Below are 16,100 nucleotides of genomic sequence, written 5' to 3'. Positions count from 1 at the left end.
ACCAGTTGGCAAGAGGGTAGCGAGCCTTCTATATTCTGCAAGTAATTCTAGCTGTTAGGGGGTATTTTTCTCTACTTTAGAGGTTCTATCTCGTATCTCATTTATGTCTTTTCTAATTCTTGACAAAATTTCCAACCAGCTTTGTAGCAAATTACCCCTACTCCAACGACTTGATACTTGGTAGTAAAAACGTTTCGTGAATAAATAAATCAGCATTGTCGTTAACAGCAGAGAAAACGAAAAAAATATCGGTGGAACGAGTAAATTTACAATCAAAGTCAAGAAAAACAATTCTCGGAGTACTGACATAGAGAGAATTGCCTTCCCAAAAGCGCGTTCCAAAGAGAATCCCACAAAAAATCCCAATTGAAGGTAGAATCCGAAGCTAGATTGGTGGAAATAAATTAACAGGAAGAAAAAAGGAAAAAAGTGAAAGATTTCTTTGTAACTTGCAATTCGAAGGAACGAACCTTCCTTCTTATAATCAATCAAAAAGACGGAGATAAGCACTGAAAGGAAAAACAATTTAAACATTATGTCTCTTAATGATTTGTTGCCTATATCACTATATTCCGTAAGACGATAGTTAATATCCGAATTTAAAACTGCAAAAATTGAGTTCAATAGTTCTCTTGAAGATTTTGCATTGAGATCTGTTTGAACTGCAAAAGATAAAACCCTTGTTCTATCTTTATGATAAATTTTCGACGGAACCTTTTTGATTCTAATTTCAATGATTTGTTCAATAGGAACAAAACCTTTAAAAATATTTTTTACTTTGTAAAAGCTAAGATCACGAACACTTTTTCTAAATGTTTCATCGTATCTTACTCGGATATCAACTTCTTTATTTTCAATAAACAATTTTGAAGCTACTCCGCCTTGAATAGCAGTTCGTAGTTGTTCCCCAAATTCTGAAATCGAAATGCCAGAATGCGTAAATTTATCTCCTCGGTAGATTAACTCAAGTTCTTCCCTGGAAGGTTTAAACCGTAAAACTACATCTTCTACTCCATCTTTTTCTTTTAGTTTCTTTGAAATCTCGTTAATCAGTCCTTCTAAAATTTCTAAATCTGGTCCACTCAAATCGTAAGCAAATTCATTTAGTAGCGGCGTTTCCAAATCACTAATAAAATGTAGATATGCCTCCTCTAAATTCCCTGCTCTTTTCTTTAAAGAAGTAAGGAGGGCTTTATCTATTTTTGTGTTTTCTTTAAACTTCACTATAATAAATGATCTATCAGATTCAACTTTACTAATAACATCACTAATTCCCTCATTCAGTTTTAGCTTTTCTTCGACACCTTTCGTAATTTTATTTGAATATTCAAAAGCCGTTCCCGCAGGAAATTCTAAAACCGCTGAAATTTCGTAACCTTCATTCTCAAGTTTGCTTGAAAAATCTGTATTAATAAAATATATTAAACCAAGAATAGAAAGAAATAATGTGCTTGCTGGAAAAATGTAAAAATTTCCTAAGTATTTCTTTTTAGATTCTGCTATCTTTTTCGTAGTTTTAACTTTAAATTTCTTGATGATCACTTCAAACGTCACCAATTTCTGAAATTCAAGTTTACTTATCCGTTTTTCCTTTGGACTTTCTTTGTATATATAAAACCTATACACCACCAAAACTAAGAGCGACAAAAAAAATATAAAACAAAACTCCAAGTATTCTTTGATTAGAATTCTGTCAAAATAAGATACGAAGAACATGACCCCAAGCAACGATAACGCAAAGAATACCAAAAAATTCGCCGCTAAGTTTTTTTTCTTAAACCTAAAATGCACAATGTATAAATAGAATAAAACCAGACTTAACAAAAAAGCAGTAAGGGAAACCTCCGTTACTTTAACCTTAAGTAATGAGATCAAAAAAAACATAAAAAACAAAGACAGAAGAGAGGTTATTATGAAATATTTAACATTAATAGTTTTAAACTTGAATCTTATAGAGAAAAACAAACCTAATGCAAATAAAATAACTCCAAAGAATTTTAGTCGGGAAAAAAGATCACGGGAAAGATCTGTGTGAACAGAATAGGATACATCTTTCCTCAAATAATCGTTGATTGTATTTTCAATTTGTCCCGACAACAAAACAATACTTGAATCACTAGTTCCATAAATAAATACACTTGCTTTTTCTATTCCGTTGATCCGGGAAACTAGACTACTGTCTCTAGGCTTTTTTGAAACCTTGCAAACATCTTTAACTAATATGGCTTTCCCGTTTTCCTTAACCAAAAGAGGTGTTAATTGAATATCAAATATATTTTCATACTTCCCATCGAAAGAAATACTTCGTTCTAGTTCGACAAGATTCGAATATAAATGACCAAGTTGAAAATTCTTGTTTAGATCCTGGATACGATTTACAACATCAAGAAGACTTATTTTATAGGATTCTAGTTCAAAAGGATCACAAGAAACTTGAACCTCTTCTAACTCACCTCCTGCTATCTCAACCAAATTCACTCCTTCAAGCGAAGACAAACTTGGTTTGATTTTGTTCTCTAGATATAAGCGTAGGTCGTTTATTGATAACGTTTTACTTTCAAAAGAAGCAATATATATTGGCTTCTGCGCAGGGTCATAACGCAGAATATGAGGTTTGTGGAATTCTCTAGGAAAGTAAGCTGATACTAAATCCAACTTTTCTCGGATTTCAATAGACTTGGCTTTAAAATCAATTGATTCCTTAAATTTTAAATATATATTTGATCTCCCAACTTCAGAAGTAGATCTGATTTCCTCAATACCGCCAATGTTTGAAAGTGATCTTTCAATAGGAAAAGTTACGATTTCTTCTACTTTATATGCATCTGCACCTGTAGCTTCAACCTTTACTAAAACTCCGTTAAATTCACGTTCGCGATTGGATAAATAGTTTATTTTACTAATGCCAAGTAATCCCAAGAGCGAGCCTACCAACATTACCATGAAATAAAATTTAGGTTTCAATTGAAGCTCTTGGTTATTTGTTTCGGAAATAGATATGAAAAAATATTGGAACCAAATACAATGAGGCAAAGGTCGAAATCACAAGTCCAGAAATAACAACAATACTTAAAGGAAATTGAAATTCTGTTCCAAATCCAAGACCGAAAGCAATCGGTAACATTCCAAGGATAGTTGTGGAATTATTCATCAAAACTGGACGAAAAATTTCTTGAGCCGCTAACAATATAGAATCATTTAGAGAAGAATTTGTTTTACTATAGATAGAAAAATACTCGTAAAAAAGCGACGCATTATCTACTAACACTCCGATCAAAAGAATCATACCTATAAAACTACTGACATTAAGACTAGATCCAGAAATTAGAATAAAGGGGATAGTTCCAATGATTACCAAGGGAGCCGACAATAACATAATGAAAGATACTGCAAATGTTTCAAATATTCCGCTTAAAACCATATAAACGATAATTGTTGAGAGAGCTAAGGTTAGCATTAGCTCCACCATGGAAGATTCAATTTGCCTAATCTCATCAGAGGGTAATACCAAAATATCTTTTCGATTCATTTCTGATTTAAAAATATTTAAAATTTCTTCTCTAGTTGAAGAATCACCATCCTGAAGTCGAATATAAACATTATTTACTATGTTACTTCCTGATCTTTGAATAGATGGATAAGCAGTTGATTCTTTATAATTTATCACATTACCCAAAGCCAAATTTTCTCCACTACGAGTCAGCAAACGTAATCCCAAAAGATCTTTAGCCTCTTTTATATTTGTATCTTTAAGGTGAACCCTGATATCTGTTTCGTTTGCATTGACTTTATATTTAGATACATCCTCTCCTCGTAACCCCATCTTAATAATATCAGCTATGTTTTGATTGAGTAATCCAAAACTTGCCAATTTTAGTGGGTCTGATTCTATCAGCAACTCTGGTTCTTGGGTATCCATACCTAACCTAACAAATAACACTTTAGGATTAGATTCTAATTTGTTTTTTAAATTATATCCGGCTTCAGAAATCGTAACAGGGGATTCACCCGTAATTTCGAGATTGATGACATCTCTTCGAAAAAGAACTAATTGGCTTAATAAATCACCTTTTTCTTCTATCCAAATCTTCAAGTTTAAGAAATCTGATTTTTTATTTAGTTTATCTAAAATTTCAGAAATTAAAGAATCTTCATTTTTTCCCAAAGAAAATTCAATTTGAACCATATACTTTTCTTTTTGAAGGTTTGGATTCTTTAGAATTTCTAATTCATCTCTACTTACGATTGTGAAATAATCTCGATTAAATTTTCCTCTAATTTCCTGTTCGAGCAGTTGTGATTTTTCATTCATCAAATGTAGCGGCGAACCTTTAGGAAATTCTACACGTAAAACATATCTTCCTGTGCTTATTTTTGGAAGAAAATCTAAATCCAAAAAAATAATAGTGATTAATGAGAAAAAAAGGCCAATAAGAAGTAAAATGAATAATCTACTAGGGTTCTTTAGTAAAATTTGTAAAAATCTTACATACTTTTGTTTAATCCTCTCTTCATCAAAGATTCGATACAATAAGAACCTACTTTCCTGATTATCTTTCCGAAATTTATACAGAACCATTGTCGTAACTGGTAAAAACGAAAACGAAATGATATAACTTACCAAAATAATGATAATAATAGAAAAGGCCATTTCGGAGAAAAGTATCCCGACGAGACTTTCTAAGAATACTAAAGGCAAAAAAACAATGATTGTGGTTAATGTAGCCGAACTTACTGAGCCAAAAACTTCCACTACCCCTTCTATTACCGAGTCTTGTAAGTTCTTCCCTAGATGTAAATTACGTTCAATACCTGATAATACTACGTTGCTAGAATCGAAAAGCATTCCAATTCCAATGGCTAAACCACCCATACTCATTAGATTTAAAGAAATCCCAATAAACCTAAATATTAAAATACTCGATATAATTGAAATAGGGATTGTTATAACCAGAAGTGTCGGGCTAATCGTATTTTTTAAAATTATTAATAATGACAGATAGGCAAGAAAAGCACCTATCACCAAACTTAGTATCAAACTGTTGATTGATGATTCAATATAATCGGATTCATTAAATATAATCTCATAGTTTAGAAGTTTTCCAAATATGTCATTTTGGTCTTTAATGACCTGTTTAACTTCTTTTGATAATGCGAAGCTATTACGAGAGGATTCTTTGTACAAACTTAATATAACAGCGTCTTTTCCGTTATATCTTACATAACTTTGTTTTTTCTTAAAAACTTCTTTAATTTCTGAAATATCCGATAAATTGAATCTCTCAAAATTGGGTGTGGATCCAATTATTAGATTTTTTATATCTTCCAAACTTTCAAACTGAGATTTGGTTTTTATTAGTAATTCTTTATTTCCGTAGGGAAGTTGACCGGCTGGGATGTTTTTGTTTTGGCTAATTATTTTGTGTTTAATTTCATCAATGGTCGTGCGATAGAAGTTCATCCTTTCAGGATCAATTTCTACTAAAATTTCCTTTTTATAACCACCAGAAACTTGTACACTTGCGACCCCTTCGATTCTTTCAAAATAAAATAATACATTTTCTTCTAAATATGGTCGTAATTTCCTTTCATCCTCGGCATTTTTAAAAGTAAATGCAATTTGCATAAAAGGGCTCTCGCCTGGATTAAAACGGGTTATTAACGGTCTTGAGGCATCTCTAGGCAATAAATCTCGAATTTGATCTAATTTCTCTCGAACTTCAAGAGTTGAAATTGCTAGATCAGTTCCATACTTAAATCGAATTCTGACAATCGAGAGACCTTGGTATGAATCGGATTCAATCTGTTCTATTCTCGGAACAGTATTTAAGGAATCAGTTAAATATTTTGTTACTAAATTCTCAACTTCAACTGCTGAGGAGTTTTCGAACTTTGTTAAGATAGTTAATCTAGGATATTCAATATTTGGAAGTAAGGCAAATTTGATCTGCTGAAAGGATATAACACCAAAAATCAAAACCAAACCAGCAGACATAAATACTGCAATTGGTTTATGAAGTAAAGCAGTAATTAGTGTACGGATCATTCTTTTAAATAGATGAAAAGTTTACTTGAGCGCCATCAAACAATTTGTTTAAATTGGAAGTGATAATTAAATCCCCTTCTTTAAGACCTTTTTTAATTATCGCTATATCTTCCAATTTTTCATCTAATTCAACTTCTAACCTATATGCTTTTGAATCTTTCGCAACAAAGACATAACCGGATTTTTCGTCTTTCGGTATTAAGGAATTTAACGGTATTTGAATACCCTTTTTAACATCTCCAATAACAGTCTCTGACCTAACAAACATACCTGGTCGCAAGATATTATCTAAATTAGTAAGTTCAATTTTGATTTCTGATGTATGAGTTTTGGGATCAATTGCAGGATTAATTCTTTTGATTTTTCCCGTATATTTCTTATCAGGCATTGAATCGACAGTAATGTAGTTATCTTGTCCAACCCGATATCTTCTAATATCCTTTTCATTCACCGCAAGGATAACAAGCAATTTACGAACATCTATAATTGTCATAATGGGACTGGACATCCCTGTGCCAGAATTTACTAACTCCCCTTCTGACCGATTTATCTTCGAGACCAACCCTTCAATAGGTGAAGAAACCGTTGCTTCTTTAATTAACATTTCAGAAGCTTTGATGTTCGCCTCTGCTACTTCTATATTTTTTTCTGCTACTTCAATTTCGGAGCGTTCTATTTTGGTATTAATTTTTTTCAGTAATTTCAATTTATCTGAAAACTTTGCGGGTATGGGATGCCCATCATTCGTGATATCTTCATCACGCATACCAAGTGAAATTGCTTCAAAATCTCGTTCGGCAGTCTCATGGGCAATTGTCCTGTTCCGTAATTCTAAGTTGATATTTTCTAACTCTTCTTGAGTGATAACGTTATTTTCAAATAATTCCTTTTTCTTATTATAAATTTCTTGAATGCGGTTTAATTCAGATTTTGTTTTTTGAACTGATAATTTTCTTTTTTCAATTTCATACCATTTTACTTCAACCATACGCTCCGCATTGACAAGTTTTTCCTTCACTAGTCGGAATTGAGCTTTCGAAGTTTCTACTGCTGCTTTTTGTTTTATAAGATCCAGTTCATAGGTTAAACTATCTAACTTCAACAACTTAGAGTTTAACTTAACTTTATCACCTTCCTGAACAAAAATCTTTTCAATCCTTCCACTGACTTTTGAATAAATGTCAGTAGATTGTATCGGCTCAAGTATCGCAGTGTTCTGAATTTTTGGATAATATTCAGATTCTTTTAGCGCAACGACTGATACAAATATTGCTCCATCTTTTTCAATATCTTCTGTTTTTTCGTCATTATTGGTGTTTTTGTAATGTTCTATTTGGTAAGAAATAGAAAGTTTTTTTGAATAAAGTATTTTACTTATAGCGGGAATTCTTGCCCTAAAGTCTTGCCATGTTAAATTTGAATAAGCAACCATTACCAATAAATACATTAGTCCGCTTATGACAAATTTGCTAAAAAATGGTATACTTTTTAAGAATTCGTAAATTGATTTCATTTTTAATTAAAAATTACTCCAAACATAAAGTTCAGAACGGTATAAAAAGGTATCGTCCAAACGATAGCACTTCTTCTTTTCGGTTGACCATACATACTTGCATTATCAATCATATAACTTCTAACAGAGAGTATATAGGAAGCTCCCGCTAAAATTATCCAAGAAGAAACAAGTAATGATGATGCAAATCGTCCAGATGATTCATTAATCGGAAAAACACTATTTACAATTAACACAATAGGAAACACGGAAAAAGCAGTAGCAACAGATCGTAAGGTTATTGCAGAATGAATAGCGAATTTCCGTTTTTCTGTTTCCAAGAGGAAAGACAGTAAATAAGAAACCAAAACCATCATAACTGAAAATATGATTAGGGAAATAAAGATATAAATCACGTTGCCTGGATAAGTATTTAAAAAATGAAGTATCCCACTTGCATTTTTTGCATTCAGGTCAGCAACAACTTGATTATTATATTTTTGGTAAGTTGAATACTTTACTATAAAGAAGAAAAAATATAGAATTAAATAAATTCCTGATACTAGCAGTAAATCTCTCAGTGCATTTTTATGCAAATCACTTACTTCACCACTCTCCATTGGTTGAGTTGGCCACACAATTCCCTTATACCGATAATACAGACTTTTTATTTTATTTACCATTTCTTATTTCCTCTTACTTTTAATTTTGTTTAATACAGCTTCTTTAATAGGCTTAGCCTCGTTTGGAGTAAAATCTGAATACCTTTTAGCACTATTTTCATGCATTTCTGCATTTTCTTTAATACCTAAGTTTTTATATATTTTGCTCAACTCCAAATGAGCAGACCGTATTCGGTCGGTTTCCGATATCACTCTATTGTATACAATAATTGCATCCGAAATCTTATTATGAATCGTATACACTTTACCAGCCAACAACAAAGCATCAATATTGGAGGAATCTAATTTTAGAAGTTTTTCGACCAACGGTAAAAGTTCATCCTTCTTCTCTGGATTTAACAGATAAATTCGAGTCTTGAAAGCTAGGGCCTGTTGGTTCCACCTTCCTCTTTCTAATGTCGATTCAATTAGTTCCAAACTTTCTGGAAAATTTCCGCGGTAGAATTCTATTTTGATTAAATGTAAATCTACATCTTCAAACTCAGAATCGTCTTCATATATTTCTTTAAATATCTTTTCTGAGTTATTTAAGTCTCCTTTAAAAAAATATCCTTTTGCTAAAACATATTTTTGAAGATTTATTTCTTGAGAATTACCACACCCAATCGCTAGTAAAAAGAGGAATAAATATATATATTTCATTTATTGATTACCTGCGGTACTTTTTTGATTACATTTGAAACAGCTTCATTAATATCTTCTGAGTTAATTTCGTGAGAAGATTTTACTTTTGAAGATATCGCAGCAATCAGTTTACCTTCGGAACTTGATAATGTAATATATACAATAATTTCCGTAGGCGCATTTGATTTAAACTCATCCTTATAAATATGCATTTTTCCTTGTATAAAGTAATCAAAATTTTTATCTTTACTCAATTCAGCGATAAAACTCGAATCAAACACTTCAGAAGATATCGTTCTTTCATTTTGTTCGCCCGCAGCCTTAAAAATCATATTTTTAAGTGTGGATTTGCTTTCTTCTTTTTTCAAAAAAATGGGATCATGAGGTATTTCAAAAACCTCAACGCGATACCCTATTTTCATCAATTCGATCAAGGCAATATCTTTTGCGATCTTTCCTAAGTTCATTGAATGTATGTTAGTTTTTTGTCTAAAATCACCTAAAAGAACTTTTTTATTCCCTTGTTCGGGATTAATTCCAAAATCCACACTATCTTTAGGAGTTTTGCAGGATAAAAAGACAAAAAGTCCAACGATTGCTAAAAACAACCTCATTTGGCCTCCATAGTAAAATTAAAATTTGATTGTAATGATGCGCCCATCGTATCTTTTGCTGATGTATCAACAGTTATCATATAAAACGGAAAACCAGCCGGAGCATTATCTGATCGCATCAAATTGAAATCACCAGAAGTTAAAGCATTTCCGAATAATGAATCGTTACAGGAAGCCTCTTGTTCCGCAAAAGCTAATTCTAAGACTCTACAACCGAATGGAAATGTTGCTTGGCAATCACGCCAGACCCAGGAAGATAATTGGACAATTGTGGAAGGCGGAGACATACGACGCAGACGAACTGCATTTAAAGTTGTATTTGTATCCATATATTTTGAAAAAATTAATTTGAAATTATCTGTATTAACATCTGCGCATGCATCTGGTATATTAAAATCACCATTGCCATCATCTCCAGATCTGAAATAATAAGAAGTTGGTCCAAGCATTGGTAAACTATTATCCCAAAAACATTGAGGCATTAACCAGTTCCCGCCAGTAACAGAACCAGTCCCAGGAAATGTATTCGAACAACCTTGCGAAACTACTCCTATCGATTGAACAACTGGTGCATCTCCAATAGCCCCACCAGCGATAAAACTATATGAAATATTTTGGCTCACATTGATTTCATTAGCCGATATCGCATTCTTATTAACTGTCAAAGTGTAACGTGTTCCATAAACCAGTTTTGCATCTGGAGTAAAAGTAACCCTTGCATCAGCCATAGACCAAAGAAATGTTCCTGTTAAGGACGGAGAAATAGAAATTGCTGATTCTGTTATAGATCGATTCATCGGTCTATCAAAATCGATTACAATTGGATTTACAGTTGGGTTACCTAAACAGCCGTTAGTAACTGAAGTGACAAGAATATTGGTAATGGTGCCTATTCCTGAAAGACAATCAGCCAAAGTTCCGTTAGCGATTGTTATGCTAGTTGCTGTTGGCACAAGATTTTCAGAACCAACAAGGAAACTTTTAAAAACTGGCGAAAGAAGACGACTACCCAAAGTATCTGCTGCAGCTGCAGAGACTGTAACGGAATACCGAATGTTCCCATTTAGCGGCCTATCAGGGACAATTCTCAGATGGTTTGCAGAAGGCCAAACAAAATTAGCAGAAATATTTGGTGATATCTGAATTGCAGAAATTACTGAACTAGGATCCATAGCCCTATCAAAAACAACTTCGATTTCATTCGTGGTAGGACTACCCATACAAACATTTATATAATCTGAACTTAGAACGTTGACCCGATTCGCTATCCCTGCATTACAATCAGCTACTGTGCCTGCAGAAACAAAAACTCCAGTTATTTGTGGGTTGCTTCCCGCATTAACAGCTTCACCGACCGAGAAATTGGCAGAAAAAACATCTTTTAAATCAGTACCTTCTTTCGATTCACAATTTTTGGTAATGGTATAAGTATATGAACCAAAAGCTAATAAAGAACTCGGCGTAAACTTTAATGTTAAATCGGAAAGATCAAAGAAACCTAAAGTATTTGGTGCTATAGAAAAACTTTGAACGCAAGAATTAATGTTCATTGGTACTGAGAACAGAACCGAAATACTTACATTTCTAGGTAAGTTTTTTTCACCCATTGTGGGTGAAGCGACAACAATTCTTGGAGATCCATCTCCATCTACAAAAGTAAGTAATGAATCCAAATTTTTGCCAGAGGGACTGCAAACATTAAAGAAGAATAAAAGAAATAAATTACAACCGACTAACTTCATTTTTGGTCAACCTTTCCTTTTACATCAAAATATCCGGCTTTCATCAACTCGTTAAAAATCGAGTTTCCTTTTGATTTTTCTTTTCTAACTAGCAATAACTCATCATTACTAACACCGAGATTATATGCTAATTCATATGTAGCTTCTATGTAACTGGAGTAACCTAAACAAAGATCATCTAAAGATCGCAATAGTTCTGATTCAAAATTAAGTAACTCTGAAGATTTCATAAATCCCCGTTCAAATTTAAGTATTGCAGATTTCCACGCTTCAGCATTTTGATAAAATTTTGCATTGGAGATTCGAATCACTTGCCAACTCTCATTCAACTTCTCTAATGATTTATAAGTTTCTGCTTCTAAAGTTATCTCTAGATTTCGCTGGTTCCTGATAGCGTCGGAAATGGAGATTTCCCCTTCATAAATTTTTCTACTGTAACTCAGATCATCAAAAAGATTAAAGTTTGTACTATTAAATGCGTTCTCACCTTTTCCAACGAATTGGGGGCCATAACCCGGGATTCTTTGGATACCTGTTCCGTCTGACTGCACTCCGGAATTTAAACTTGATTGGTTTGTAGTACTACCTAGCTGAGTCTGTAATCCAATATTAAACCCAAAAACATCGTTTTGTACAGGAAGAGGACCATTAATATTTTTTCCATAATAACCTCCCAGAATTACCTTTGGCTTCCAGTAGGAATCCAATATTTCTTGTCTCGTTCTAAGATTTTCAATGGCTAATTTGCTTTTTTTCAGCTCTGGTTTCTTCAAAAGATATTCTGAGATATTAATTAACTCGGAAGGTTGAAAAAGAATATAATCTTCAAGAATTGAATCCTTTGGCATCAACTTAACATTCAAAGGTAAATTCATTTGCTTTTTTAAATCAATTTCAGCTAGCCTAATCGCCGAGAATGCCTTCAGAGACATCAGCTCTATGTCCCTGATTTTGGATTCTAACTCTAAACGCTCCAATTCTGTATTGAAGCCAGATTTTGCTTCCAATTCAGAATCTATATGCAATTTATCGATCCTCTCCATTGTTTTCGTCAGCATAGCATGTTTAAACTTGTTACTCAAAAACTTCAAATAGGCCTTTTGAACCTCTAATGAAATTTTATTCTTCGCAATAGTCCAATCTTGATTGTTTAATAACTCTTGTAGTCTAGCAGATTCAATTTCGTGGAAATTTTCACCGCCATCGTAGACCAATTGATTTAGCTGAATTCGAATATCATTGTATTGACTGTCAGGTTGGTTAATATTTGTGTTTTTCAAACCAAAATAACTGATCCCAACTCTTGGCAAATAATTTCGCCATTTTTCAGCAGAAATCATTTTAAAAATCCCTCGCCTATCGGTGATACTGTGCAATATTACACTATTGGTGAGGGCAATTTCCTCAATATCTACAGAATCGACGAGAAGCACCTCACCCGAATCTTCCAATGAATAAAGCGAAACAGAAAAGCAGAAGAAAAGAAGAAAAATATAATTTAACTTCATCAATTTATTAAAAAATACCTTAATCAAGGTATCGACATCTAACAGGATAGATTTGCAAAAAAACTAACAGATATTTCGTTTTTGTTTAATTTATAGATTTTCCGGGATATGTGGCGTATTTTGTAGGGTATTTCGTATACCAAGGAAAGTTTTTATGACGATTACGACTGAATTAACCGGCACGAATACAATTTTATCTTTTTTGATTAGGTAACGAATTTTTTGAACGATTAAAAAATTCTGAACAGTTTCATGTGAATAATCTACTTTATCATTTTCTTCTAATAAAATAAAATGATAAATCTGCAAAAGATCAGCATTTTGAATATACTTCCGTTTTAGTTGAAAAAAAGAAAATTTTTCAGAAATTTTAAGATACATATTCTCATACTGAGATTCGATGAATTTCTGAAAAAGAGCGCATTTTATTTCAAAATCATTATTAAAATAAATATAATTATTATAAATTATCAAAAAAGGGTCTTCTTTCAGAATGATGTGGTCTTTAGGTGATTGAGCTCTTTTATAATAGAAATCGACTTCAAATTTTATGGGTAAGTCCTCTTTTCGATTCAACTCAAAAAATGCGATTGTTTCATTTTCCTCATCTCTGGAAAAAATCTGAATAAATTCAACTTCCGAAATACTATTGATATCATTTGATTCCGAATATAACGTTTTCAAATTATTGATTAAGACCTGTATTTCTCCCCTCTCTCGATACGGAATCTTAATTCCTTTGAATTGGAATAATTCGCCTATTTTTGTTTCTATCAGTCTAGAAAAATATACCGTTAATTTCTCTGTTATTTTTAACTCAAAATGAACATGATTGGCAAATAGAAATATTTCCATTTTCTAAACTAACAAAACCTTATATTTTTGGCTCCAGCCAGATTAGTAAGTCATAAAATTTCCAACTATCTCTAGTCAAGGAAATTAAAATGACAACCTACTTTCTGTTATACTGCCAACTACTCAAAATTTTTATATAAGTCCAGAAATCAGATAGAATGCTTCAAAAGCGTTTATTTTTGGGAATTGCTTCTTAGGGGCGATTTTCGTAAGCTAAATTACCCCTAAGAGGATCCCAAATCTTTTCAAAAATTAACACTAAAATACACAAAGTTCCGGATTAAAAAAAATCATTTCTTGCCAATTCGAGAAAACCAGGAATAGTTTTAAAAAATGAAGATTATTACAGTAGCATCTCTAAAAGGTGGGGTGGGTAAAACTACACTGAGCATTTTTCTTTCTCTAGCTTTACAATCGGCAAAAAAGAAAATACTTGCGATTGATTTGGATCATAATAATAACCTAACCGACTTCTTCTTAAGAGATGAAGAAGTAGACACAATTCAAGAAAAAAGTATCGGGCGTGTTTTAAAAGGCGCTTTACCAATCCAGGAATCAATATTCAAAAGCCCCTTAAATGTTGATATCATCCCTTCCGTACCAGAATTATCACAAATTGCATTCGAATTATTGTTTGATACCGCAGCACCTCTAAGATTTGACTCGATGCTAAGGAACTTAAAGTACGATTTCGTATTGATTGATACTCCTCCTGCAATATCTTTTGAACTTTCTTGCGGATTACATGTTGCCGACACTGTGCTTTGTCCTGTTGGTTATTCACGTTGGAACATCCAGGGTTACTCAATTCTAGAATCAAAAGTTAAAAGAGCTGGCGAGAATAAACTGTTTATAGGCGTACCATCTTCCGTTACGGACAAAAGAGTAGAAACATTGCGCGAAGGTGGCTTGTCTTTAACAAAAGCATTAATCCATAAATCAGAAGCCATTGCCACAGCTTCCGACTCAGGCAAACCTTTAAAGGAAGGCTCCACTAGCGCTGAAGAGTTTAGAATTTTAGCCAAGGAAATTGCAAAAATATGACTAGAAAGGATTCACTATTTGGTAATCGACCTGGACTTCGTAAAGATGAGGCTGGTGCCATAACAAAAGATCGCGATATCGAAAAAATCCAAGGCCTTCACGAATCGATTGGCGCAAATTTAAACAATGCATTGCAAAATGCTATTTTGATCGGTGAAATTTTAAATCGAAAAAAGAAGGAATTATCTCATGGACATTTTTTACCTTGGATCGAGTCAAACCTACCTTTCTCAAGAATGACAGCAAACAAGTACATGAGATTATTTGAAAACAAAGACAAACTTCCAAATGTAAACTCAGGTTTACATTTGACAGAGGCACTAAAAATACTTTCCGATTCAGAAAAAGATGAAAAGGAAATTAATCCTAAAAGAAAGCCAGAAGAAGTCTATAGGATTTACAAAGAAGGGGGAACCTTAAATAAAGAAGAACGCTCTATTTTAAAATCATGGATTTCTGAGAAAGTGGAAAAACTTCGTGAAAAAGCAGACACTCTAGAAAAAGAATTTAGAAAGATTAAATAACTATGTCGCTTTAGGAATTAGCGATTCGGCGTTAGCTGGTCTTTGTAAGAATTCCAAATTCCTCTAAAACGCTATCTCAGAATTTTCTAAAATTAGAATACTTCTCCATTTAACGGCTATTTATCACTTGAACAAAACAAAAACAATTTAATACTTTGCACTATGAAGAAATTTCTTATTGTTTTTCTTATCGTTTTTTTTATGGCAAATTGTTCTACTAGCAAAGATGATTCAAAAGACCTGACTCAGCTTTTGCTTTTATCAACATTAACTAAAAACACATCCATAAATACTGCTTGCGGCTATCGCACGGGTGCAGCGGCGGCCAACTTACATATGGCAGGGAAATTTGACGTCAATCGAACCCTGAGAACGATTGATACTTGGGAATCGACCAAGAACGGCTCTACCGAAAGTCAAAGGGTAATCTTGAGTTTTACTGGAGTTGCCAGCACCGACAGAATAAGATTTGTTTACTCGAGTGGTACCCTTGAAGACATTGGCCCAGGCTACGAAAAATCAACCGTTATGACTTGCCCTTTTGATTATACCACTGCAACAAAAGGATATGACACACTTGGTATGACTCGGAATTCATCGGTCAGTGACATTTGGGTATTTAATGCAAGCGCAACCACACCTTCACAATTCACTATCTATGTTGGAAGAGATAATTTTAAAGACTTAACCAAGACTTTGAAAGTTATTATAGAAAACCAATAGTTAATATATATTTAATGCTCAGTCGTCGCTTTCTAAAATTCGCTCAACAGAAACGGGGACTGCAAGCATTTCAACCTAAAGTTTTCCTAAATTCTCATTTAACTTCGTTTTTGGATATTTTGTCAAGAATTAGAAAGGATATAAATGAGATACAAGATAGAACCTCTAAATTAGAGAAAAATACCCCCTAACAGCTAGAAGTACTTGCAGAATATAGAAGGTTTGCGACCCTCTTGCCAACTGGC

General features: G+C 33.1%; 12 protein-coding genes. 3 read left to right on the top strand and 9 right to left on the bottom strand.

Features of this window, described 5'->3' with window-relative positions; translation table 11 throughout:
• Positions 1-54: 54 nt before the first annotated feature.
• The 9 genes from EHQ24_RS19150 to EHQ24_RS19110 all read right to left on the bottom strand — a co-directional run bounded on the left by EHQ24_RS19150 (position 55) and on the right by EHQ24_RS19110 (position 13,564).
• Complete coding sequence (locus EHQ24_RS19150; RefSeq protein ID WP_135603198.1) at positions 55-2,964, bottom strand: efflux RND transporter permease subunit; 2,910 nt, start codon at positions 2,962-2,964, stop codon at positions 55-57.
• 13 nt (positions 2,965-2,977) lie between these two features.
• Positions 2,978-6,046, bottom strand: coding sequence for an efflux RND transporter permease subunit (locus tag EHQ24_RS19145; protein ID WP_135603197.1), 3,069 nt, complete (start codon positions 6,044-6,046; stop codon positions 2,978-2,980).
• A gap of 4 nt (positions 6,047-6,050) precedes the next feature.
• On the bottom strand, positions 6,051-7,559 hold the full coding sequence (locus EHQ24_RS19140; RefSeq protein ID WP_135603196.1) for an efflux RND transporter periplasmic adaptor subunit: 1,509 nt from the start codon (positions 7,557-7,559) through the stop codon (positions 6,051-6,053).
• A gap of 2 nt (positions 7,560-7,561) precedes the next feature.
• Positions 7,562-8,221: a hypothetical protein gene (locus tag EHQ24_RS19135; RefSeq protein WP_135603195.1), complete on the bottom strand. Its 660-nt coding sequence runs from the start codon at positions 8,219-8,221 to the stop codon at positions 7,562-7,564.
• A 3-nt stretch (positions 8,222-8,224) separates the two neighbouring features.
• Positions 8,225-8,863: a tetratricopeptide repeat protein gene (locus EHQ24_RS19130; protein ID WP_135603194.1), complete on the bottom strand. Its 639-nt coding sequence runs from the start codon at positions 8,861-8,863 to the stop codon at positions 8,225-8,227.
• Positions 8,860-9,453, bottom strand: a complete 594-nt coding sequence (locus EHQ24_RS19125) for a hypothetical protein (RefSeq protein WP_135603193.1) — start codon at positions 9,451-9,453, stop codon at positions 8,860-8,862. Before EHQ24_RS19125 ends, EHQ24_RS19130 begins: the two co-directional genes overlap by 4 nt.
• A 2-nt stretch (positions 9,454-9,455) precedes the next feature.
• Entirely contained in the window at positions 9,456-11,201 is a 1,746-nt protein-coding gene (locus EHQ24_RS19120) for an Ig-like domain-containing domain (protein ID WP_135603192.1), read from the bottom strand.
• Entirely contained in the window at positions 11,198-12,709 is a 1,512-nt protein-coding gene (locus EHQ24_RS19115; RefSeq protein ID WP_135603191.1) for a TolC family protein, read from the bottom strand. Before EHQ24_RS19115 ends, EHQ24_RS19120 begins: the two co-directional genes overlap by 4 nt.
• A 90-nt stretch (positions 12,710-12,799) precedes the next feature.
• Complete coding sequence (locus tag EHQ24_RS19110; RefSeq protein ID WP_135603190.1) at positions 12,800-13,564, bottom strand: hypothetical protein; 765 nt, start codon at positions 13,562-13,564, stop codon at positions 12,800-12,802.
• 333 nt (positions 13,565-13,897) lie between these two features.
• Here EHQ24_RS19110 and EHQ24_RS19105 point away from each other — a divergent pair, with 333 nt between their 5' ends.
• From EHQ24_RS19105 to EHQ24_RS19095, 3 genes are all read left to right on the top strand, one after another.
• Positions 13,898-14,608 (top strand): ParA family protein, encoded by a 711-nt coding sequence (locus tag EHQ24_RS19105; protein ID WP_135603189.1) that lies wholly within the window; start codon positions 13,898-13,900, stop codon positions 14,606-14,608.
• Positions 14,605-15,132: a DUF3102 domain-containing protein gene (locus EHQ24_RS19100; protein WP_135603188.1), complete on the top strand. Its 528-nt coding sequence runs from the start codon at positions 14,605-14,607 to the stop codon at positions 15,130-15,132. The genes EHQ24_RS19105 and EHQ24_RS19100 overlap by 4 nt, the downstream gene beginning before the upstream one ends.
• Positions 15,133-15,294: 162 nt before the next feature.
• Complete coding sequence (locus tag EHQ24_RS19095) at positions 15,295-15,855, top strand: hypothetical protein (RefSeq protein WP_135603187.1); 561 nt, start codon at positions 15,295-15,297, stop codon at positions 15,853-15,855.
• Positions 15,856-16,100 lie beyond the last annotated feature (245 nt).

Source organism: Leptospira noumeaensis, assembly GCF_004770765.1.
GTDB lineage: Bacteria > Spirochaetota > Leptospiria > Leptospirales > Leptospiraceae > Leptospira_A > Leptospira_A noumeaensis.
The sequence above is the reverse complement of the archived record's forward strand: the minus strand, read 5'-3'. Positions and strand labels throughout refer to the sequence as shown.

What these genes read in the sequence shown, in the direction of transcription:
- EHQ24_RS19100 (WP_135603188.1), top strand. Translation starts at nt 14,605, where the DNA reads ATGACTAGAAAGGATTCACTATTTGGTAATCGACCTGGACTTCGTAAA.
- EHQ24_RS19105 (WP_135603189.1), top strand. Translation starts at nt 13,898, where the DNA reads ATGAAGATTATTACAGTAGCATCTCTAAAAGGTGGGGTGGGTAAAACT.
- EHQ24_RS19095 (WP_135603187.1), top strand. Translation starts at nt 15,295, where the DNA reads ATGAAGAAATTTCTTATTGTTTTTCTTATCGTTTTTTTTATGGCAAAT.
- EHQ24_RS19135 (WP_135603195.1), bottom strand. Translation starts at nt 8,221, where the DNA reads ATGGTAAATAAAATAAAAAGTCTGTATTATCGGTATAAGGGAATTGTG.
- EHQ24_RS19145 (WP_135603197.1), bottom strand. Translation starts at nt 6,046, where the DNA reads ATGATCCGTACACTAATTACTGCTTTACTTCATAAACCAATTGCAGTA.
- EHQ24_RS19140 (WP_135603196.1), bottom strand. Translation starts at nt 7,559, where the DNA reads ATGAAATCAATTTACGAATTCTTAAAAAGTATACCATTTTTTAGCAAA.
- EHQ24_RS19130 (WP_135603194.1), bottom strand. Translation starts at nt 8,863, where the DNA reads ATGAAATATATATATTTATTCCTCTTTTTACTAGCGATTGGGTGTGGT.
- EHQ24_RS19115 (WP_135603191.1), bottom strand. Translation starts at nt 12,709, where the DNA reads ATGAAGTTAAATTATATTTTTCTTCTTTTCTTCTGCTTTTCTGTTTCG.
- EHQ24_RS19120 (WP_135603192.1), bottom strand. Translation starts at nt 11,201, where the DNA reads ATGAAGTTAGTCGGTTGTAATTTATTTCTTTTATTCTTCTTTAATGTT.
- EHQ24_RS19110 (WP_135603190.1), bottom strand. Translation starts at nt 13,564, where the DNA reads ATGGAAATATTTCTATTTGCCAATCATGTTCATTTTGAGTTAAAAATA.